This is a genomic window from Azohydromonas australica DSM 1124 (assembly GCF_000430725.1).
Lineage (GTDB): Bacteria > Pseudomonadota > Gammaproteobacteria > Burkholderiales > Burkholderiaceae_C > Azohydromonas > Azohydromonas australica.
In genome coordinates this window covers 30,656-50,754 of sequence record NZ_KE387211.1, presented here as the reverse complement: position 1 = coordinate 50,754, position 20,099 = coordinate 30,656, and the positions used below count along the sequence as shown (strand labels likewise).

Here is a 20,099-nt window from a genome sequence, read left to right as displayed (position 1 = left end):
AGCCCTGCCTTGGCCATCGTGTAGGCCGCGGCGTTGCCCGAGGCACCCGCGCCCACCACGATCGCATCGAACTTTTCCTTGGCGTGCTTGGCCATGTCGATGCTCCTCAGGCGACCTTGCGGATGCGCTTGTCCAGGTGCGCGCGGAACGCCTGGGTCAGCACGGGCAGCACCTGCATCGCGTTGCCGACGATGCCGTAGTGCGCGAAGTCGAAGATGGGCGCGTTGGGGTCGGTGTTGATTGCCACGATCACGTCCGAGCCTTCCATGCCCACGCGGTGCTGGATCGCGCCGGAAATGCCCGCGGCGATGTACAGGCGCGGGCGCACCGTCTTGCCGGTCTGGCCGACCTGGCGTTCGTTCTCGGCCCAGCCGGCCTGCACCGCGGCGCGCGTGGCGCCCACCTCGGCGCCCAGCACTCGGGCCAGCTCCCACACCAGCTTGAAGTTGTCGCCGTTCTTCAGGCCCTTGCCGCCGGAGACGATGATGTCCGCGTAGGCCAGGTTGACGGTGTTGCGCTCGGCGTCGGGAATGAAGCTCAGCAGCTTGGTGACGATGTCGATCTCCACCATGCCCAGCGCCATCTCGATGATGTCGCCGGTGCGGCTCTCGTCGCGCCTGGGCATGCGCATCACGCGCGGACGCACGGTGGCCATTTGCGGGCGGTAGGCCAGCGTCATGATCGTGCACAGCAGCGAGCCGCCGAAGGTCGGGCGCGTGGCGGCCAGCGCGCGGCCGTCGATGTTGAGCTCGGTGCAGTCGGCGGTCAGGCCCGTGCCCAGCGTCGTGGCCACCGAGCCGGCGAGGTCGCGGCCCATGGTGGTGGCGCCCAGCAGCAGGATCTCGGGCTGGTACTTGTTGACCAGGTCCGTCAGGCCCTTGGTGAACGGCTCGTTGCGGTAACCCTTGAGCACCGGGTCGCGCATGATGTAGCAGTGGTCGGCGCCATAGACGTAGGCTTCCTTGGCAAAGGCATCCAGCGTCTCGTCGGGGCCGCCCATGACCACGCCGCTGACGTCCACGCCGAGCTTGTCGGCGAGCTTGCGGGCTTCGCCCATCAGCTCCCAGCTCACCGGGTTGACGTGGCCACGGTCATGCTCGACGAACACCCAGATGCCCTTGTAGGACTTCAGGTGTTCGGGCAGCTCGGTGTTGCGGCCGCGGGCGGCGGTGGGCCGGGCGGCGGGCTTGGCAGCTTCGCTCATGGTCTTTTCTCCGGGGCTCGGGCACTCAGGCGCTCAGGCGCTCGACGGTCTCTTCTTCGAGCGTCGGGTGCGTGGTGAAGATCTTTTGCAGCAGGTTCAGGCAGACGTCGTTCACGCTGGTGTCGGCCACAACCATCATGTCGGCCTTCTCGCTGCGCGGCGTGGGGCCGAACACCTTGCTCACCACCGTGGGCGAGCCCTTGAGGCCGATCTTGGTGATGTCCTCGATGCCGGCGTCGTCCTTGTTCCAGCGGCGCACCGCGCAACGGCCCGCGCGCAGCATGTCGTCCATGGTGGCGAAGCGCATCTCGTTGGTGCCTTCGAGCATGGTGATGAGCGAGGGCAGCGTGGTGTCGAGCAGCTGCACGCCGCCTTCGGCGCGGCGCTCGACCTTGATGCGGCGCTTGTCCAGGTCGACTTCCACGATCCGGCTGACGTAGGTCAGCAGGTTCATGCCCAGCCGCTTGGCGATGCCCGGGCCCACCTGCGCGGTGTCGCCGTCGATGGTCTGCTTGCCGGTGAACACCAGGTCCACCTGCTGGTCCTGGCTGATCTTGCGGATCGCCGCGGCCAGCGCGTAGCTCGTGGCCAGCGTATCGGCGCCGGCGAAGGAGCGGTCCGTGACCAGGATCGCGTCCGTGGCGCCGAAGCTCACGCACTTGCGCAGCGCGTCCTCGGCCTGCGGCGGTCCCATGCAGATCACCGTCACCCGGCCGCCGAACTGGTCCTTCAGGCGCAGTGCCTCTTCCAGCGCGAACAAGTCGTAGGGGTTGACGATGGCCGGCACCCCCTGGCGCATGATGGTGTTGGTGACCGGGTGGACGCGAATCTGCGCCGAATCCGGCACCTGCTTGATGCAGACGACGATGTGCATGGCAACGATCTCCTTTGAATTCCGTTCGCCCTGAGCCTGTCGAAGGGCCGGTGGCCGGACTGGGTGGCAGGGCTTCGACAAGCTCAGCCCGAACGGGGAACCTGTTGAGGTTGAATCAACCCGCGGCGCGCGCGGCGCGGCGCTCGGCCAAGCTGTCGCGCAGCGAGCTCAGCTGCACGTGCTGCGTGCCGTCGGTGTCCTGGAACACCTTGAACACCTTCTCCTTGGCCGGGGTGGAGTTCACGAAGTCCTGGTACGCCTGCACCAGCAGCTCGCGGTAGCGGCGGAACAGCTCCACCTCGTCCAGGCCGGACAGGCCCTCGGCCTTGTGCAGGTACTGGTAGAAGCGCTTGAGGATGTGCAGCCGGTTGACGTGCACGGTGCGCTCCTCGAAAGGCACGCCGAAGAAATGCAGGAAGTCTTCCGCGCTGGAGAGGGCTTTGAGGCGCTGGGTGAGCGAATCCATGGGGTCTCCCGGGGGTGGTCTGTTCAGGCGGCCAGGGACTGGCGCGTGGCGGTGTTGAGGACGAGGTTGCGCAGGTCGGCGTCGGTCAGGGGCTGCTTGCGCGTGACGGCAAGGTGGCGGATGTCGGAGAGCAGCTGTTCGGCCTGGCCTTCGCCAAGCACCAGCCCCAGCCGTGCGCAGGCGGCGCGCACGCCATGCGAACCCGAGTGCTTGCCCAGCACCAGCTCGTGCGTGCGGCCCAGCTCCTCGGGCGCGAAGGCTTCGTAGTTGCCGCGGTCCTTGAGCAGGCCATCGACGTGGATGCCCGACTCGTGGCGGAACACGGCCGCGCCCACGATGCTCTTGCCCGCGGCCACCGGCCGGTTGGCGGCCTGCGCCACCAGCTGCGACAGCAGCGGCAGCCGCGTCGTGTCCACGCCGCAATCGACGCCGTGGATGTGGCGTGCGGCCATGGCAACCTCCTCCAGCGCGGCGTTGCCCGCGCGCTCGCCCAGGCCGTTGACCGTGGTGCTGGCATGCGTGGCGCCGGCGCGCAGCGCGGCCAGCGTGTTGGCGGTGGCCAGGCCCAGGTCGTCGTGGGCGTGGATCTCGATCTCCAGGTCCGTCTCGGCGCGCAGCTGCGCGATGCGCTCGCAGGTACCGAACGGGTCCAGCACGCCCAGCGTGTCGGCGTAGCGCACGCGGATCGCGCCGTGCGCCTGCGCCACCCGCGCCGCGTGGCAGAGGAAGGCCGGGTTCGCGCGCGAGGCGTCTTCGAAGCCCACGCTCACCGTCGCACCGGCGTCGCGGGCGCGGTCCACGAACTCGGCGATGGTGGCCAGCACCCAGGCGCGGTCGCGGCGCAGCTTGGCGTGGATCTGCTGGTCCGACACCGCCACCGACATGTGGACGATGTGCGCGCCGCAACGCAGCGCGGCCTCCAGGTCCGGCCGTGCCATGCGCGCCCACACCATGGTGCGCGCGCGCTTGACGCTGGCGACGATGGCGCGGATGAGGTCGACCTCCTGCGCGCCCATCGCCGGGATGCCCACTTCCATCTCCGGCACGCCGGCCTCGTCCAGCGCACTGGCGATGGCGAGCTTTTCCATGTCGGTGAACGCCACGCCCGCCGTCTGCTCGCCGTCGCGCAGGGTGGTGTCGTTGAGGACGAAACTGAGTGGCTTCATGGGGGCTCCGGGCTTCGTGGCCGGTAGGTTCGCAAGCCCCGTGCCATGTCGGCCGTGCGCTGCAAGTCCCCGTGAGGAAAGGCTTTTCGTGCCCTGCGCGGCACTTCTCGCGGATGTGTGTTTTGTCGCCTTACCTACAGGGCGCACGCCTGCCGTGGCCGTGCGCTTGCCTTGCGTCAAGCGCGGCGTGGCGGCCCGAATGTTGCGCATCGTGGCGCATGAACCCTCGCGACTTCGTGCAGTTCCTCGATTCGCCCGCCGGGGCGGAATTCCTGGCCGAGTTCACGCCGCGCCGCTATGCGCGCAGTCAGCTGGTGAGCACGCCGGGCGGCGAGGCCAACCGCGTCTTCGTCGTGCGCAGCGGCCGGGTGCGCATCTACCTGGCCGACGAGCAGCGCGAGCTCACGCTGGCCTTCCTGGAGCCGGGCGACCTGTTCACCACGCACACGCCCACCTTCGTGGTGGCGGTGGAGCCCACGGTGCTGAGCTTCATCGAGGCGCGGCGCTTCTCGCAGCGGCTGGCGCAGGCGCCCTCGGCGGTGGCGACCATCATGCGCACGCTGGGCACGCTGCTGGGCAACACCATCGCCATCGTCGAGAACCTGGCCTTCAGGGACGCGCGCCAGCGCCTGGGGCACTTTCTCATCGACAGCGCCCGCCGGCGCGGCAGCATCGCGCCGCCGCGGGACGGCGCCGCGGCCGCCTGGATCGTGCCGCTGCGCATGTCGCTCACCGACGTGGCGCTGCTGCTGGGCTCCAGGCGGCAGACGGTGTCGGCCGTGCTGGGCGAGATGCAGCGCGAGGGCCTCGTGCTGCGCCAGGGCCGGCAGCAGCTGCTCATCCCGGACCTGGCGCGGCTGGAGGCCTGGCTGAGCGAAGGCGCGGCGCGCGAGCCGGCGGCACCGGCCGGCTGCAAAACGTCCGCTGGACGACAGACGCACCCGGTGCCCGGCCCCTAGCCTTGGCAGCGTCTCAACCCCACTGGTGCTTTGCCATGACCTGCCTCTGCCGTGACTCCCAGGCCGCCGCCACCGACCGCTACGTCTCCTTCCAGGGCATCGACTGCGAAGGCAACACGCGCCGCGTGATGGCGCTGATCGACCGCTACACGCTGGGCGGCGAGCCCATGGACGCGTTCTGGACCTACTTCCACAAGCGCCGCAACGCCACGCTGGGCCCGCGCTTCGACGACCTGCTGCTGCTCTCCAGCTTCGTGAACCCCGTGCGCGAGCTGTTCGAGGCCAAGGGCGACGCCGAGGGCATGGCGCTGCTGGAGAAGCTGGAGGACGAGTGCATGTAAGCCTTCAGTCCACCCGCACCGCCACCCGGTCGCACAGCGGCAGCCAGCCGTCGTCGGGACGCCACTCCCAATGGATGTTCTGCGTGCGGCCGCCGTCGCTGAACTCGATGCGCGCCCGCTCCAGCGGGCCGCTGAGCGTCCACACGCGGCCTTCCTGGCGCAATGCGTAGAGGCGCTGGAAGCCGTGGTTCTCGAAACTGCGCACGAAGCAGCGGTCGGTTTCGGGGTCCACCCCCAGGATGCTCAGCGTGTCGAAGGGGCCGCCGTCCACGATGGCGCGCTCGTCCTGCATGAGGAAGAAGCCGCCCGTGTGCCAGTAGGCCGTGTGCGTGCTGGTCCAGGCCGAGGGCGCCGCGCGGGGCGCTTCCCGCGTCTGCCTCGACCCCCCGTAGGAGCTGCCCGTGGCGTGCCAGGTGCCCAGGAACATGTTCAGCGCCGCGTGCTGGGCGGTGCGCTGCGGCGAGCGGGGGGTGGCGGACATGGCGAAGCTCCAGGTGAGGCCTGGAGCTTCCCGGCAAGGCGAAGGCCCGCTGTTTTCAGCGCTCCCGCGCGTGGTTGCGCGTGAACTTCGGCAGCTCGATCACCAGCTCCGCGCCCTTCACCTTCACGCAGCACGACAGGCGCGACTGCGCGTCCAGGCCCCAGGCGTCGTCGAGCTGGTCCTCTTCCTCGTCGTCGGCCGGCGCCAGGAACTGGGCGCCCTCGCGCACGTGCACGTGGCACGTGGCGCAGGCGCCCACCTTCTCGCACGCGTGCTCGATCTCGATGCCGTTGTCCAGCATCGCGTCCACGAGCTTGCGGCCGGGCTTGGCCTCGAAGACCTTGCCCTCCGGGCACAGGTCGGGATGCGGCAGCACGCGGATGTGCGTGAGCGGCACGGCGGCCGCCGCGGGGGCGGCGGCGTCCTTGGCTTCGGTGCTCATGGCGCTCCTTCAGGCGGCGGCGAGCTGGTCCATGCGCTGGCCGGAGAGGGCCTGGCGGATGCGCACGTCCATGCGGCGCCCGGCAAAGGGCGTGGTGATGGTGTTGAGCGCCGTGGAGGTGCTGCGCAGCGCGTCGCGCAGCCGCCGCCAGTCCTCCGCCGTGCCCTCGATGGCGGCGGACTCGGCCAGCACGTCGGCCACGGCCTGCATGCCCGCCAGGATCTCCTGTCGCTCCTGCGGCTGCAGCAGCGCCTCGCTGTCCTCGCGCAGTGCGGCCTCGGTCGCATCCAGCAGCCGCCGCGCGTCGATCTGCGCCTCGCGCAGCATGCGCGCGGCGCTGTCGTCCGCGGCGGCGCCCATGGCGTCCTTGAGCATCCCGGTCACGGTCTCGGTCGCCAGCCCGTAGCTGGGCTTGACCTCCACGTGCGCCTGCACCCCGGAGAGCTGCTCGACGGCGCTGACCGACAGCAGCCCGTCGGCGTCGATCTGGAAGCTCACGCGGATGCGGGCGGCCCCGGCGGCCATCGGCGGGATGCCGCGCAGGGTGAAGCGCGCCAGCGAGCGGCACTCCGACACCAGCTCGCGCTCGCCCTGCACCACGTGCAGCGCCAGCGCCGTCTGGCCGTCCTTGAAGGTCGTGAAGTCCTGCGCGCGCGCCACCGGCACGCTGCTGTTGCGCGGGATGATCTTCTCCACCAGCCCGCCCATGGTCTCGATGCCCAGCGACAGCGGGCTCACGTCCAGCAGCAGCAGCCCGTCGCCGCTGCGGTTGCCCGCGAGCTGGTCGGCCTGGATCGCCGCGCCCAGCGCCACCGCCTGGTCGGGATCGATGTCCGTCAGCGGCGGCTTGCCGAAGAGCTTCCCGATCTCGGCGCGCACCTGCAGCAGCCGGGTGGAGCCGCCGACCAGGACCACGCCGTCCACCTCGTACGCACGCAGCTTCGAGTCGCGCAGCGCGCGCTTGACGGGGCCCAGCGTGCGCTCCACCAGCGGCCGCGTGAGGTCGTCGAAGGCGGCGCGGGTGAGCGTCAGCACCTCCTCGCGGCCGTCGTTGCGGCGGCAACGCATCTCGACCGACCCGTGCTCGCTCAGCGCTTCCTTGGCCTTGCGCGCGGCGGCCAGCAGCGCGCCGGTCTCCTGGCCCCAGCCGCCGCCGGTGGCGGCCATGAAATGCTCGGCCAGGCGGTGGTCGAAGTCGTCGCCGCCAAGCATGGCGTCGCCGTTGGTGGCGATCACCTCGAACACGCCGCGCTGCAGCCGCAGCACCGAGACGTCGAAGGTGCCGCCGCCCAGGTCGTAGACGACGTAGGTGCCTTCGCTGCCCTTGTCCAGCCCGTAGGCCACGGCCGCGGCGGTAGGCTCGTTGAGCAGGCGCAGCACGTGCAGGCCGGCCTGCTGGGCGGCGTCCTTGGTGGCCTGGCGCTGCGCGTCGTCGAAGTAGGCCGGCACCGTGATCACCGCGCCCACCAGCGTGCCGTCCAGCGTGGCTTCGGCACGTTCCTTGAGGGCGCGCAGCACCTGCGCGCCCACTTCCACCGGGCTCTTGACGCCCTGGCGCGTCGCCACGCCCACCGCGGTGTCGGACAGCGCCTCCAGCGCGTAGGGCAGCATGTTCTGCTGCACGTCGGCCAGGCGGCGCCCGATCAGGCGCTTGGCCGACGCGATGGTGTTGAGCGGGTCCGAGGCGGCCATGGCCTGGGCCTCGTGCCCGACGAGCAGGCCGCCGAAGGCGCCGTAGTGCACCACGGAAGGCAGCAGGCCGCGCCCTTGCGCGTCGGAGAGCACCTGCGGCATCCCGCTGCGCACGGTGGCCACCAGCGAGTTGGTGGTGCCGAGGTCGATGCCCACGGCCAGACGGTGCTGGTGCGGGGCAGCGCTGCGACCGGGTTCAGCGATTTGCAGCAGGGCCATGGCAGCGCCTCCTCAGACCGCGAAGCTCTCGCCGCACCCGCAGGTGGCGGCGGCGTTGGGGTTGTTGAACTTGAAGCCCTCGTTGAGGCCTTCGCGCACCCAGTCGAGCTGGGTGCCGTCGATCATGGGCAGGCTGGCCGCGTCCACCAGCAGCGTCACCCCCTCGCTGTCGAAGCGCAGGTCGTCGTTGCCGGCCTCGTCGGCGAACTCCAGCGCGTAGGCGTAGCCGGAGCAGCCGCTGGTCTTCACCGCCAGGCGCAGGCCCAGCCCGCCGCCGCGCTGCGCAAGCGCCTTGCGGATCTGGTTGGCGGCTTTGGGGGTCACGCTGAGGGACATGGCTTTTGCCTTTCTGATGTCATTCGCATCCCCGCATGCACGCAGCCCACGGTGGGCGCGGCCTGCGAGGGACGCCGATGTGGTGAAGAGTCAGACGGAGAACGAGCTGCCGCAGCCGCAGGTGCTGGAGGCGTTGGGGTTCTTGATGACGAAGCGGGCGCCTTCGAGCTTGTCCTCGTAGTCGATCTCCGCGCCCACCAGGTACTGCATGCTCATGGCGTCGACCACCACCTTGACGCCGTCGCGCTCGATGCGGAAGTCATCTTCCTTGCGCTCGTCGTCGAAGGCGAAGCCGTACTGGAAGCCCGAGCAGCCGCCGCCGGTGACGAAGATACGCAGCTGCAGCGCGGGGTCGCCCTCCTCGGCCAGCATCTCGGAAACCTTGCTCACCACGGCTTCGGTGAGGCTGATGGGCTCGGCGCCCTCGGGCAGCTCGACGGGCACCGGGGGGGCGGCGTTGGTGCTGCAGCTGCCGGCGGCATTGGGCTGGGATTGGCAGGCCATGGTGTTCTCTCCTGGGTGTGGACGGTGTGGAACGGGGACGGGAGCGGGAATCAGTCTTTGCTGCTGGCGCAGGCGACTTGCTCGGTGACGGGCGCGCGGCGCGCGCGGTAGTCGGCCACGGCCGCCTTGATGGCGTCCTCGGCCAGGATCGAGCAGTGGATCTTCACCGGCGGCAGCGCCAGCTCCTCGGCAATGGCGGTGTTCTTGATCGCCAGCGCCTGCTCCAGCGTGCGGCCCTTGACCCACTCCGTGACCAGCGAGCTCGACGCGATGGCCGAGCCGCAGCCGTAGGTCTTGAACTTGGCGTCCTCGATCACGCCGGTGTCGGGGTTCACCTTGATCTGCAGCTTCATTACGTCGCCGCAGGCCGGCGCGCCCACCATGCCGGTGCCGACGCTGTCGTCAGCCTCCAGGCTGCCGACGTTGCGCGGGTTCTCGTAGTGGTCGATGACCTTGTCGCTGTATGCCATGTGACGTGCTCCTGGTCTGGTCGGTGTGCGTTTGCGGTGGGCGCGGGCTCAGTGCTCGGCCCACTGGATGGTGTTGAGGTCGATGCCGGCCTGGTGCAGCTCCCACAGCGGGCTCAAGGACCGCAGCCGCTCCACGGTGGCGCGCACCTGCGCGACGGCGGCATCGATCTCGGCGTCGGTCGTGAAGCGGCCCACGGAGAAGCGGATCGAGCTGTGCGCCACCTCGTCCGACATGCCCAGCGCGCGCAGCACGTAGCTGGGCTCCAGGCTGGCGGAGGTGCAGGCCGAGCCCGAGGACACCGCCACGCCCTTGATGCCCATGAGCAGCGACTCGCCCTCGACGAACTCGAAGCTGATGTTGAGGTTGTGCGGCACGCGCTTTTCGAGGCTGCCGTTGACGCGCACGGCCGGGATGTCCTGCAGGCCCGCCAGCAGCCGGTCGCGCAGCGCGCGGATGCGCTCGTTCTCGCGGCCCATGCTCTCCTTGGCCAGCCGGTAGGCCTCGCCCATGCCGACGATCTGGTGCGTGGGCAGCGTGCCCGAGCGCATGCCGCGCTCGTGGCCGCCGCCGTGGATCTGCGCCTCGATGCGCACGCGCGGCTTGCGGCGCACGTACAGCGCGCCGATGCCCTTGGGGCCGTAGGTCTTGTGGGCCGACAGGCTCAGCAGGTCCACCGGCACGGCCTGCAGGTCGATCTCGACCTTGCCACTGGCCTGCGCCGCGTCCACGTGGCACAGGATGCCGCGGGCGCGGCACATGGCGACGATGGCGGGGATGTCCTGGACCACGCCGATCTCGTTGTTCACCCACATCACCGACACCAGGATCGTGTCCGGGCGCAGCGCCGCCTCCAGCGCGGCGAGGTCCAGTAGGCCGTCCTCCTGGACGTCCATATAGGTGACTTCGAAACCTTCACGCTCCAGCTCGCGCATCGTGTCCAGCACCGCCTTGTGCTCGGTCTTGACGGTGACGAGGTGCTTGCCGCGGCTGCGGTGGAACTGCGCCGCGCCCTTGATGGCGAGGTTGTTGGACTCGGTGGCGCCGGAGGTCCACACGATCTCGCGCGGGTCGGCGTTGATGAGCGCGGCCACGTGCTCGCGGGCGATCTCCACGGCCTCTTCTGCGGCCCAGCCGTAGGCATGGCTGCGCGAGGCTGGATTGCCGAACTGCTGGTAGAGGTAGGGGACCATCTGCTGCACCACCCGCGGGTCAACCGGCGTGGTGGCTGCGTAGTCCAGGTAGATCGGCTTGGCGCTGTCCATAAGTGAGTTCCCCTGCTGCGTTGCCTGGCTCATCGCATGGACCGTGCCAACCCTGAGTCAGTGCTGAAAGTTGCGTTGCATCAAAGACTTATCGCTCCAGATGGGGTCGCGACCGGTCCAGGCGCGGTCTGCGCCATGCGGCAGGTGTCGGGTTTGTAGGGTCTGCGACGCGCCCGGGATCTCCGCTCGGGCTGCTCCCGCTGGCGCGCACTGCCGGCGTGCGGCGGCGCACCGATGCGCGCCACGCATATCCCCGCCGTGGTGAGGTTTTGACGCAGGTCAGTTGCGTCCCCATTGAACCGCCGGACGTTGATGCCCGTCATGGGACGGTGTACCGGCTGGTGATGTAATGGCTTCGTTCCTTCCATGGAGTGCTCACCACATCAGCGGATGCCGCCTCTGAATGTTGTGTTGGAAACAAAACGATCACGGAGATCACCATGAGCAGTACCTTCAAGCCCCTCGCTCTTGCCATTGCATTCGTCTTCGCCGGCGCCGCGCAGGCCGCGGGTGCGGCAGGCGGCGAGCCCATTCAGCCGATCAAGGCGGCCAAGCCGGCCGATCCCGCGCTGGTGGAGCTGGGCAAGAAGCTGTACTTCGATCCCCGCCTGTCCAAGTCGGGCTTCATCTCCTGCAACTCGTGCCACAACCTCAGCATGGGCGGCACCGACAACCTCAAGACCTCCATCGGCCACAACTGGCAGAAGGGCCCCATCAACGCGCCCACGGTGCTGAACGCCAGCTTCAACCTCGCGCAGTTCTGGGACGGCCGGGCCAAGACGCTGAAGGACCAGGCCGGCGGCCCCGTCGCCAACCCCGGCGAAATGGCCTTTACGCATGAGCTGGCGGTGGGCGTGCTCTCCTCCATCCCGGCCTACCAGGCCGAGTTCAGGAAGGTGTTCAAGAGCGATGCCGTCACCATCGACGGCGTCACCAAGGCCATCGCCGCCTTCGAGGAGACGCTGGTCACGCCCAACTCGCGCTTCGACCAGTGGCTCATGGGCAAGAAGGACGCGCTCGCCAAGGACGAACTCGCGGGCTACAAGCTGTTCAAGGAAAGCGGCTGCACCGCCTGCCACAACGGCCCGGCCGTAGGTGGCAACTCGTTCCAGAAGATGGGAGTGGTGGCGCCGTACACGGCCAGCAGCCCGGCCGAGGGCCGCGTGGCCGTGACGGGCAAGGACGCCGACCGCTTCAACTTCAAGGTGCCCACGCTGCGCAACGTGGAACTCACCTACCCCTACTTCCACGACGGCGAGGCCGCCACGCTGACGCAGGCCGTGGACACCATGGGCCGGCTGCAGCTCGGCCGCACCTTCACGGCCGCGGAGAACGCGCAGATCGTGGCCTTCCTCAAGACGCTCACCGGCGAGCAGCCCAAGTTCGCGCTGCCCATCCTGCCGCCGAGCACCGACGCCACGCTGCGTCCGCAACCGTTCTGAGGTCTGGCCGGCCGAGGCGACGGCCGGCCGCCACGGGAGCTTCAGGCCGCCTTCGGGCGGCTTTTTTTGCATGGGGAACGAAACAGGCCACAGCGCCACGGCGTTTGCCGCCACGTAATGCTCTGTGCCGACGGCACGGCACGGCGCAGCGACCGCGGGGCCGGGTCAGGTTTCCGGGCCGAAGCACACCGGCTGGTCGTTGCACACGGCGCAGCTCGGCGCCTTGCACACGAAGATCTCCTCGCGCTCGCACAGCTGCTTGTAGAGGAACTTCTTCCACTTCATGTCCGCGACGTTGCGTGCGACCAGCGTCGGGAACCAGTGTTTCATCAACGCCGAGAGCTCGGCGCGGTTGGCCAGCTGCAGGTCCTGCCACAGGTGGTTGTCGCCCAGGCAGGCCACCGCGATGGTCTCGGCCATGTGCGCGATCTCGGCCGGCGTGCCGGCCTGAGTATCCGAATGGTCCAGCAGCAGTGCCACCACGTCCTGCACCTCGTCGTCACGCGAGGCGCGCCGGGCCATGGCCAGCGGCAGAGGCTGGGGGAGGAAGCGCTGCTGGGCCAGCATGGTCACACCGCCGCCGGAGCGTGCGTGTAGCACTTCTTCGGACAGATCTTGGAGCAGGCCGTGCAGCCGATGCACAGCTCCTTGTGGGCGATGGTCATCACCTTCTTCTCGTATTCCTCGTCATCGTCGCCGTCCGGGTCCAGTCCGATGCGCTCGCCGTCCTCGTCCAGGCCGATGAGCTCCAGCACGCCGCGCGGGCAGACGCGGAAGCAGCGGCCGCAGCCGATGCACTTTTCCTCGTTGATGGACTCGACGAAGTTCGGGGTCCAGCTTTCGCCCGAAGGCATGGTGACGCTGAAATTGCTCATGACAGTCTCTGTTGTTGCTTGGTCGGTTCGCCCTGAGCTTGTAGAAGCGTCCGCAACCTCTCGGGCGGCGGGGCTTCGACAAGCTCAGCCCGAACGGATTCCTCTTCCGGCCAGGCCGGCTGTTTCAAGCCGCTGCCTGCGCGGCGGCGAGCCTGGCGCGCGCGGCCACCAGGGCCTCGTGCGCCTCGTGCGCGATGCGGGCCACCTCGGGGATGCGCTCCCAGTTGGTGGGCAGCTCCTCGCTGAGGTCGTGCAGGTCCATCTTGGCCTGCGTGGCCTTGGCGTTGAGCTTCTTGACGTCGGCCTTCAGGGCGTCGATGTCAGCCATAGGTTGCTACCTCCTTGTACTGTTCGATCATCGAAATGCCTTCGTCCACGAGCTTGTTGCCCGCTTCGGCCAGTTTCTGCAGCGAGGCATAGCCGAAGAAGCGGTGCACGTCGCGCAGGTAGCGGTTGACGACGATGAGGCGGCCCGTGGTGAGCACCGCGCGGCCGAAGCCCTCGTGGCTCATCTTCATCATGGGCGCGACCATGCAGCCCGTGGCACGCTCGATGGCCAGGCCGATGGCGTTGTGGAACAGGTCCAGCCGCCACAGCGTCTCGGGGTCCGGGTCGCCCATCATCGGCATCTGGCGCCGCTGCTCGGCCGTGATGATGTAGGGCTCCAGCAGCTTCAGGTCGCTCTTGCCCTCCCAGGTGCCGTGCGTGTCCTGCGCGCGCAGCTGCTTGATCAGCTCGCGGATGAAGCGGTCCTGCAACAGCGCTTCATCGGCGCCTTGCTCCTGCACTTCGCTCATTGGTTCACCTCTTCCTCGTCGAAATCGAAGGTCTTTTCCTTGCCCTTGAGCAGTGCCTTGCGCAGCCACGGCGGCGGCGTTCCCTTGAGCACCACCTGGAGCTTTTCAAGGATCTCCTTGATCGGGTCCGGGCCGGTGACTTTCACCGGGTGGATGCCGCTGGCCACGACGCGGGCCGCGGCCGAGCCGCCGATGGCGGCCACGTAGACGATGGCGCAGTCGCCGATGGCGGCCAGCTTGGGCGCGAGCTTGTCCTCGTCGCCGTCCTCGGCCAGGTTGTCGCCGAAGGCGAAGTCCTCGACGAAGGTGCAGCCGTCGGCCGTCACCTCGTAGACGGCCAGGTGCTTAGCCCAGCCGAAGTGCGCGTCCACGCGCTGCTGGTCCTGGGTGGCAAAGGCAACTTTCATGGGCGGGTACTCCTCTGGGGTTCGGTACGGTTCAAAGGCCGATCTCGGCAACGTCGTCGCTCGGTGCGGCAGGCTGCGCCAGACCGGCGGCCGCGGCCCGGGCCGCAGGCGTAAGCGGCCAGTCGTCGGGGCTTGCATGGTGAATCTGGTCCATCAGGAGATTGCCGACCTCGTAGACGAAGTTGCGGCTGCCGCGGTAGCCGACATGGCAGATGTGCGAGTTGCCGATGCGGTCGAACGTCGGGATGCCGAGCCGGAACAGCGGCTTGTTCAGGCGATGCGCGGCCTGGCGGCCATGCGAGTGCGTCATCAACAGGTCGCAACCCGTGGCCTGCGCGCTGCGCTCCAGGTCCTCCAGGTCGCCGATGTGCACCTCGGCCGTGGGCATGCGCTCCAGCAGCGGCGACTTGGTGGTGGTCACGCACACGGTCAGCTCCGCACCCATCTCGGCGAGGAAACTGCCAGCGGACCACAGCAGGTCGGGCTCCGCGCCCAGCGCCACCTTGACGTTGCCGAAGTGGAAGTGGCCGTCCAGCATCGCGTCCACGAGCTGGCTGCGCTGGCGCCGCAGCTTCGCGGCCGCCGGCTGCCCGCTGAGCTGGCCGAGGAATTTCACCAGCGCGTCGGAGGCCGTCAGCCCGGTGAGGCGGTCGAACAGCGTGAACGGCACGCCGCAGCGCGCCTGCAGCGCCTCGGCGGCCGGGCGCATCTGCTCGCCGATGGCGATGGCGTGTTCCGCGCCGCCCAGGGCCTGCAGGTCTTCCAGCGTGGTGCCGCCCAGCGTGTGGCCCAGCCAGGCCTCCGGGATGTGTCCGTCCAGCGAGCCCGACACGTCCGGCGCGAACACCGGCTGCAGCCCGAAGGATTCGATGATCTCGTGCAGCTCCTCGATGTCGCCCGGCGTGACGTGGCAGCCCGGCAGCACCGCCAGCTTGCCCGCCACCTTGGGCTCGTTCTCGCGCGGCAGGCTCGACACCAGTGCCGTCGCGGCCGCGGCCCAGCCGTCTTGGAAGGCGCCCACGTAGTCGGGCGTGGAGGCGTACACCACGGCCGTGTCCTTGAGCTCCGGGTGCTTGGCCTGTGCCAGGCGGATGAAGGCCTCGACGTCATCGCCCTTGGTCTCGGTCAGGCCGGTGGAGCAGATGGCGATCAGCTTGGGCTTGGCGCGCGAGCGGATGTTCAGCAGCGCCTTCTCCAGGTTGTCGTAGCCGCCCATGATGGTGGTGGCCTCGTTCATCGCCGTGGTCTGCAGCGGGATGGCCTCCTTGAAGTGGCGCACCAGCAGCACCAGGCCGAAGGAGGTGCAGCCCTGCGAGCCGTGCATCACGGGCATGCACGAGGCCAGGCCCATGAAGGCGTAGCTCGCGCCCAGCGGCTGGCTCATCTTGAGCGGGTTGACGGCGGCGGCTTTCTTGGATTCGGTGACCAGTGCCATGGCGTGCTCCAGTGTTGGCGGGGCTTCAGACCGGCAGCGCGGCTTCCGCCGTGTCTTCCCAGGGCGCAGGAGCGCGCACCTGCTGCCACACGGGGTTGAAGAGCGCCTTGTCGATCTCGGCGATCATGGTGACCATGCCCTCGTAGCCGGCGAAGGCGTGGTGGCGCTCCTGGTTGATGTCCATCCAGGGCATGCGCGCCTTGAGGGCCACGAACTGGCTGCGGCCGCCGCTGAGCATGATGTCGGCCTTGGCGTCGCGCAGCATGGCGTACATCTCGCGCGGGCTCAGGTCGTCGATCATGTGCGCGTCGTCGCCCATGATCTCCCTGATCTTTTCCTTGTCTTCCCTGGTGCTCTTCTTGACGCTGGTGCCCACCACTTCCAGGCCGGCTTCCTGCAGCGCCGAGACCACCGACCAGCTCTTCACGCCGCCGGTGATCAGCAGCACCTTCTTGCCCGTGAGGCGCTGGCGGTAGGCGCGGATGCGCTCGTAGGCACGCGCCTCCTCCACCGCGATCAGCGCCTCGGTGCGGTCCTTGAGCTCGGCATCGGCACCCTGTTCCACCAGCAGCCGCGCGATCTCGCGCAGCGTGGTGCTCATGTCCGAGATGCCGTAGAAGGAGCCTTCGAAGTACGGGATGTTCCAGCGCTGCTGCATGCGCGTGGCGACGTTGATCATCGACTTCGAGCACACCATCATGTTGGCCTTGGCGCGGTGCGCGCTGGCCACCTCGCGGTAGCGGCCGTCGCCCGAGATGCAGCTCAGCACGCGGATGCCCAAGGCTTCGAGCAGCGGCTTGACCTGCCAGAGCTCGCCGGAGAGGTTGTACTCGCCGATGATGTTGATGTCGTAGGGCGTCGTCGTTTCGGGCTCAACGGTGCCGATCACGTAGTCCAGCAGGGCCTCGGCGCCGAGCTTGTTGCCCAGGTTCTTCGGGCCGGCGAAGCCCGGGGCGTTGACCGGGATCACCGGCTTGCCGAACTTCTCGCTGGCGCGCTTGCACACGGCCTCGATGTCGTCGCCGATGAGGCCGGTGACGCAGGTCTGGTAGACGAAGACCGCGGCCGGGTCCTTTTCGTCCAGGATCTGGCGGATGGCCTTGTACAGCCGCTTCTCGGCGCCGTAGATGACGTCGAGCTCGTTGATGTCGGTGGTGAAGCCCAGCCGGTACATCTCCGAGCCCGAGGAGGCGCTGTGCCGGTTGTCCCAGGCATTGCCCTCGCAGGCGATGGGGCCGTGTACCAGGTGGGCCACGTCCACGATGGGCTGCAGCGCGATCTTGGCGCCGTCGAAGGCGCAGCCGCCCGCGGCGGCGCCGGGGGTGAGCTGCTTGGTGCAGCCTTTCTTGCGCGCCTTCTCGTCCTTGCCTTGGTTGTGATCACAACCGGGCTCGTCGAAGACCTGTGCAATCTTGTCCTTTAGGCTGGGCAACATGGGTTCTCCTGGGCGTGCGCAGGGGCCTATGCAGGTTCGATGCCAGGGCTCGCACTGCATGATCTGGAACAAACCGGCCGTGCGCCAAGGGTTTGGCGGCAGAGGCTTGGATGGTTCTCGACAATCGCGACATGCGCCGGCGCGAGCGCGGCCGGCCCGCTGCAGGACCCTTTCCGGAAGGGTCGACTTTCACGATGCGCAAGAATGTCGGGTTGCCCAGGAAGCTTGCCGCCATGCTCATCAACTGCGTCGTCTATCAGGAGGGAAAAAAGCTCTCCGACATCCCGGTCGAGGACATCAGCCGCTATGTCCAGCGGCCGGACTGCTTCGTGTGGGTCGCGCTGCGCGACGCCAGCGACGAGGAGCTGGCCACCATGCAGCACGAATTCGGGCTGCACGACCTGGCGGTGGAGGATGCGAGCCACGGCCAGCAGCGGCCCAAGGTGGAGGAGTACGGCGACCAGCTCTTCGTGGTGATGCACACCGTGGAGATCAACGCGCTGGACGAGCTGCAGCTCGGCGAGGTGGACGCCTTCGTGGGCCGGAATTTCGTGCTGTCGGTGCGCAACCGCAGCCGCCACAGCCTGCTCGGGGTGCGCCAGCGCGCCGAACAGGAGCCCCACCTGCTTCGGCATGGTGCGGGCTTCGTTCTCTACGGGCTGCTGGACGCGGTGGTGGACCGCTACTTCCCGCTCATCGACATGATGGAGACCGAGCTGGAGGCGCTGGAGGCGCAGATCTTCGAGTCCGGCTCGGCGCGCCAGAACATCCGCCAGCTCTACAACCTCAAGCAGCGCATCATGACCGTGCGCCATGCCGTGACGCCGCTGCTGGAGGCGGTGAGCAAGCTCTGGCGTGGCCGGGTGCCAGCGGTGTGCGAGGGCAACCGCGAGTATTTCCGCGACGTGTACGACCACCTGCTGCGCATCAACGCCAGCCTCGACACGCTGCGCGAGACCATCGGCACGGCGATCCAGGTCAACCTCTCCATGGTAACCATCGAGGAGTCGGAGATCACCAAGCAGCTCGCCGCGTGGGCCGGCATCTTTGCCGCGGCCACCGCCTTCGCCGGCATCTGGGGCATGAACTTCGAGCACATGCCGGAGCTGAAGTGGAAGTACGGCTACCCGCTGGCGCTGGGCACCATCCTGCTGACCTGCGTGCTGCTGTACCGGCGCTTCAGGAAGGCGGGGTGGTTGTGACGAATGGGAAAGCGGGTGGCGCGCTGCGCCACCCTTGAAGTCGTGCGCGCCTTGCGGCGCATGGCTCAGAACTTCACCAGGACGTCTTCGTTGCGCACGATGAACTGGCAGGCCAGCCGGTAGGGCGGCGGCAGGTCATCGGTTTCAGCCTTGGCGATCTGCTCGGCCGTGATCTTGCCCGAGAGGCGCAGCACGGCCTTTTCCTTTTCGGTCAGCGCCACGGCGCAGGGCGTCTTGTTCGACAGCACGGTGACCTGCACCGCGCAGGAGCCGCATTCGCCGTTTTCGCACTCGAAGTGCACGGGCACCTTGTGCGCCTGCGCGACGGCAAGCAGCGTCTGGGTATCGCCCGCAACGGCATACACCGTCATGTCCTTCTTCATGCTCGGGGACGAGAAAGTCACGTTGGCCATGGAAGTCTCCTTGTTTGAGAGGCCAAAAGAAAAGCCCGCAGGGCCTGGTCGTGAAGACCGTGCCGTGCGGGCCGGGAAGCCGCTGGAGATCAGCGGATGATGTCGTAGCTGTAGTCGGTCTTCCCGGGGACGATGGTGTTGGCGTCGAGGGTTTCGAAGAACTCGTCGAGCAGCATCGTGAGCAGGCGCAGGCCGCCGTCGTAGCCCCAGGTGGGGAAGCGGTGGTAGTGGTGGCGGTCGAAGATGGGGAAGACCAGGCGGATGAGCGGGGTGCCGCAGTCGCGCTCGAGGTACTTGCCGTAGGTGTTGCCGATGAGGAAGTCCACGGGCTCGGTGTTGAGCAGGCTCCTCATGTGCCACAGGTCGCGCTTGGGGTAGACCTTGCAGCCGGCGCCGTAGGGCGAGGCGTCGAGGACGGCCTGGACCTTGTCGGCCCAGTCATTGCCGCCGTTGGTGGCCAGGATGTGGGCGGGCTCGGCGCCGAGCTCCAGCAGGAACTCGGTGTAGCCGATGAGCTGGTCGGGGTCGCCGTAGAGGGCGTAGCGCTTGCCGTGCAGGTGGGTCTGGCTGTCGGCCAGGGCGTCCACGAGCTGGCCGCGCTCCTTTTCGAGCTGGGCGGGCACGGGCTTGCCGGTGAGGCGGGCGATGGCCATGATGAAGCGGTCGGTGCCGGTGACGCCCACGGGGGCGTTGAGCACGACGACTTCCTGGCCCTTCTCGGCGATGTACTTGGCCGTCTTCTCGCAGCAGTATTCCTGGAAGACGATTGTTGCCTTGGCGTTGAGGGCGGCCTCGACTTCGGCCTTGGTGGTGCCGCCTTCGTACATGCGGAACTCGCCGTCGGTGGGCGTGTTCCAGACCTCGGAGGGGTCGCAGAGGATGTTCACCTTGACGCCGAAGAGGTCGAAGATGCGGCGCACTTCCTTCATGTTGCCCACGACGAAGCCGTCGAAGCCGCCGATGAAGTTGATGCTGTCGTCGGGGGTGCGTGTGAGCGGGGTGGTGGTGCCGGCCTTGCCGTCCCAGAAGTGCTTGAGCACGCCCAGCAGCGCGTTGTCGTAGCCGGTGACGTGGCTGCCGACGAAGGCGGGGGTGTGGGCGAAGGGCACGTCGAACTCGGCCGGGACGGAGCCCTTTTGCTTGGAGTTCTTGATGAAGGCGTCGAGGTCGTCGCCGATGACCTCGGCCATGCAAGTGGTCGAGACGGCGATCATCTCGGGCTTGTAGAGGTTGTAGGCGTTGGCCAGGCCGTCGATCATGTTGTTGAGGCCGCCGAAGACGGCTGCGTCTTCCGTCATGGAGGAGCTCACGCAGGAGGTGGGTTCCTTGAAGTGGCGGGAGAAGTGGCTGCGGTAGTAGGCCACGCAGCCTTGGGAGCCGTGCACGAACGAGAGCGTCTTGGCGAAGCCGTTGGCGACGAAGACCGCGCCCAGGGGCTGGCAGGCCTTGGCCGGGTTGACCACGAGGGCCTCGCGGGCGAAGTTCTTGTCCTTGTACTCCTTGGACTTGGTCCAGTCGCGGATCTCGGCGATCTTGACCTCGGAGTGGTTGAACTCGAAGTTGGCCTTCTTGCTGGCGAACAGCTCCTGGTACTCCGGCTCGCGGAACAGCAGCTCGTGGTCCTTGATCTTGTCTGCGTTTTGGGGCATTTGAATCTCTCCTGTGACGTGAACTCA

24 protein-coding genes are annotated in these 20,099 nt (G+C 68.2%); 4 read left to right on the top strand and 20 right to left on the bottom strand.

Annotated features, from left to right (window positions below):
• Positions 1–106 precede the first annotated feature (106 nt).
• The 4 genes from H537_RS0132750 to nifV all read right to left on the bottom strand — a co-directional run bounded on the left by H537_RS0132750 (position 107) and on the right by nifV (position 3,710).
• Entirely contained in the window at positions 107–1,204 is a 1,098-nt protein-coding gene (locus H537_RS0132750) for an electron transfer flavoprotein subunit alpha/FixB family protein (protein ID WP_029001259.1), read from the bottom strand.
• Positions 1,205–1,229: 25 nt separating this feature from the next.
• On the bottom strand, positions 1,230–2,078 hold the full coding sequence (locus H537_RS0132745; RefSeq protein ID WP_029001258.1) for an electron transfer flavoprotein subunit beta/FixA family protein: 849 nt from the start codon (positions 2,076–2,078) through the stop codon (positions 1,230–1,232).
• Between the two features lie 115 nt (positions 2,079–2,193).
• Complete coding sequence (nifW, locus tag H537_RS0132740) at positions 2,194–2,544, bottom strand: nitrogenase stabilizing/protective protein NifW (protein WP_029001257.1); 351 nt, start codon at positions 2,542–2,544, stop codon at positions 2,194–2,196.
• A 23-nt stretch (positions 2,545–2,567) separates the two neighbouring features.
• Positions 2,568–3,710, bottom strand: a complete 1,143-nt coding sequence (gene nifV, locus H537_RS46840; protein ID WP_043461093.1) for a homocitrate synthase — start codon at positions 3,708–3,710, stop codon at positions 2,568–2,570.
• A 218-nt stretch (positions 3,711–3,928) separates the two neighbouring features.
• Between nifV and H537_RS0132730 the strand changes: the two genes are divergently transcribed.
• Both H537_RS0132730 and cowN read left to right on the top strand, forming a co-directional pair.
• Complete coding sequence (locus H537_RS0132730) at positions 3,929–4,669, top strand: Crp/Fnr family transcriptional regulator (protein WP_029001256.1); 741 nt, start codon at positions 3,929–3,931, stop codon at positions 4,667–4,669.
• A gap of 35 nt (positions 4,670–4,704) precedes the next feature.
• On the top strand, positions 4,705–5,010 hold the full coding sequence (cowN, locus tag H537_RS0132725) for a N(2)-fixation sustaining protein CowN (protein WP_029001255.1): 306 nt from the start codon (positions 4,705–4,707) through the stop codon (positions 5,008–5,010).
• 4 nt (positions 5,011–5,014) lie between these two features.
• Here cowN and H537_RS0132720 read toward each other — a convergent pair whose 3' ends face one another.
• The 7 genes from H537_RS0132720 to H537_RS0132690 form a co-directional block, all read right to left on the bottom strand.
• Positions 5,015–5,491 carry a DUF1579 family protein gene (locus H537_RS0132720; RefSeq protein WP_029001254.1) on the bottom strand — a complete coding sequence of 159 codons (477 nt, stop codon included), beginning with the start codon at positions 5,489–5,491 and terminating at the stop codon, positions 5,015–5,017.
• A 55-nt stretch (positions 5,492–5,546) separates the two neighbouring features.
• A complete protein-coding gene (gene fdx / locus H537_RS0132715; protein ID WP_051243983.1) occupies positions 5,547–5,933 on the bottom strand; it encodes an ISC system 2Fe-2S type ferredoxin in 387 nt (128 codons plus the stop codon).
• Between the two features lie 9 nt (positions 5,934–5,942).
• Positions 5,943–7,844, bottom strand: a complete 1,902-nt coding sequence (gene hscA / locus H537_RS0132710) for a Fe-S protein assembly chaperone HscA (protein WP_029001252.1) — start codon at positions 7,842–7,844, stop codon at positions 5,943–5,945.
• Between the two features lie 12 nt (positions 7,845–7,856).
• A complete protein-coding gene (locus H537_RS0132705; protein ID WP_029001251.1) occupies positions 7,857–8,180 on the bottom strand; it encodes a HesB/IscA family protein in 324 nt (107 codons plus the stop codon).
• 90 nt (positions 8,181–8,270) lie between these two features.
• Positions 8,271–8,684 carry an iron-sulfur cluster insertion protein ErpA gene (gene erpA, locus H537_RS0132700; RefSeq protein ID WP_084151125.1) on the bottom strand — a complete coding sequence of 138 codons (414 nt, stop codon included), beginning with the start codon at positions 8,682–8,684 and terminating at the stop codon, positions 8,271–8,273.
• Between the two features lie 50 nt (positions 8,685–8,734).
• On the bottom strand, positions 8,735–9,154 hold the full coding sequence (gene iscU, locus H537_RS0132695; protein ID WP_029001249.1) for a Fe-S cluster assembly scaffold IscU: 420 nt from the start codon (positions 9,152–9,154) through the stop codon (positions 8,735–8,737).
• Positions 9,155–9,202: 48 nt separating this feature from the next.
• Positions 9,203–10,417, bottom strand: coding sequence for an IscS subfamily cysteine desulfurase (locus tag H537_RS0132690; RefSeq protein WP_029001248.1), 1,215 nt, complete (start codon positions 10,415–10,417; stop codon positions 9,203–9,205).
• 440 nt (positions 10,418–10,857) lie between these two features.
• Here H537_RS0132690 and H537_RS0132685 point away from each other — a divergent pair, with 440 nt between their 5' ends.
• Positions 10,858–11,859 carry a cytochrome-c peroxidase gene (locus H537_RS0132685; RefSeq protein WP_029001247.1) on the top strand — a complete coding sequence of 334 codons (1,002 nt, stop codon included), beginning with the start codon at positions 10,858–10,860 and terminating at the stop codon, positions 11,857–11,859.
• Between the two features lie 165 nt (positions 11,860–12,024).
• Here the strand turns inward: H537_RS0132685 and H537_RS0132680 are convergent, their stop codons facing one another.
• The 7 genes from H537_RS0132680 to nifE all read right to left on the bottom strand — a co-directional run bounded on the left by H537_RS0132680 (position 12,025) and on the right by nifE (position 16,808).
• Positions 12,025–12,426, bottom strand: a complete 402-nt coding sequence (locus H537_RS0132680; RefSeq protein WP_084151124.1) for a nitrogen fixation protein NifQ — start codon at positions 12,424–12,426, stop codon at positions 12,025–12,027.
• 2 nt (positions 12,427–12,428) lie between these two features.
• Positions 12,429–12,734, bottom strand: a complete 306-nt coding sequence (gene fdxB / locus H537_RS0132675; protein ID WP_029001245.1) for a ferredoxin III, nif-specific — start codon at positions 12,732–12,734, stop codon at positions 12,429–12,431.
• A 124-nt stretch (positions 12,735–12,858) separates the two neighbouring features.
• On the bottom strand, positions 12,859–13,062 hold the full coding sequence (locus H537_RS0132670) for a CCE_0567 family metalloprotein (RefSeq protein WP_029001244.1): 204 nt from the start codon (positions 13,060–13,062) through the stop codon (positions 12,859–12,861).
• Positions 13,055–13,531 (bottom strand): NifX-associated nitrogen fixation protein, encoded by a 477-nt coding sequence (locus H537_RS0132665; protein WP_029001243.1) that lies wholly within the window; start codon positions 13,529–13,531, stop codon positions 13,055–13,057. The genes H537_RS0132670 and H537_RS0132665 overlap by 8 nt, the downstream gene beginning before the upstream one ends.
• The gene (gene nifX / locus H537_RS0132660; RefSeq protein WP_029001242.1) at positions 13,528–13,938 is read right to left on the bottom strand and encodes a nitrogen fixation protein NifX; all 411 of its coding nucleotides are present in this window, start codon (positions 13,936–13,938) and stop codon (positions 13,528–13,530) included. The genes H537_RS0132665 and nifX overlap by 4 nt, the downstream gene beginning before the upstream one ends.
• Positions 13,939–13,969: 31 nt before the next feature.
• Positions 13,970–15,373 carry a nitrogenase iron-molybdenum cofactor biosynthesis protein NifN gene (gene nifN, locus H537_RS46835; protein ID WP_043461089.1) on the bottom strand — a complete coding sequence of 468 codons (1,404 nt, stop codon included), beginning with the start codon at positions 15,371–15,373 and terminating at the stop codon, positions 13,970–13,972.
• Positions 15,374–15,398: 25 nt separating this feature from the next.
• Positions 15,399–16,808: a nitrogenase iron-molybdenum cofactor biosynthesis protein NifE gene (nifE, locus tag H537_RS0132650; RefSeq protein ID WP_029001241.1), complete on the bottom strand. Its 1,410-nt coding sequence runs from the start codon at positions 16,806–16,808 to the stop codon at positions 15,399–15,401.
• A gap of 233 nt (positions 16,809–17,041) precedes the next feature.
• Here nifE and corA point away from each other — a divergent pair, with 233 nt between their 5' ends.
• The gene (gene corA / locus H537_RS0132645; protein ID WP_029001240.1) at positions 17,042–18,010 is read left to right on the top strand and encodes a magnesium/cobalt transporter CorA; all 969 of its coding nucleotides are present in this window, start codon (positions 17,042–17,044) and stop codon (positions 18,008–18,010) included.
• Between the two features lie 65 nt (positions 18,011–18,075).
• On the opposite strand, the gene H537_RS0132640 is transcribed toward corA, so the two are convergent.
• Both H537_RS0132640 and nifK read right to left on the bottom strand, forming a co-directional pair.
• Positions 18,076–18,423 carry a 2Fe-2S iron-sulfur cluster-binding protein gene (locus H537_RS0132640; RefSeq protein ID WP_029001239.1) on the bottom strand — a complete coding sequence of 116 codons (348 nt, stop codon included), beginning with the start codon at positions 18,421–18,423 and terminating at the stop codon, positions 18,076–18,078.
• A gap of 89 nt (positions 18,424–18,512) precedes the next feature.
• Positions 18,513–20,072 (bottom strand): nitrogenase molybdenum-iron protein subunit beta, encoded by a 1,560-nt coding sequence (gene nifK / locus H537_RS0132635; RefSeq protein WP_029001238.1) that lies wholly within the window; start codon positions 20,070–20,072, stop codon positions 18,513–18,515.
• Between the last annotated feature and the right edge of the window lie 27 nt (positions 20,073–20,099).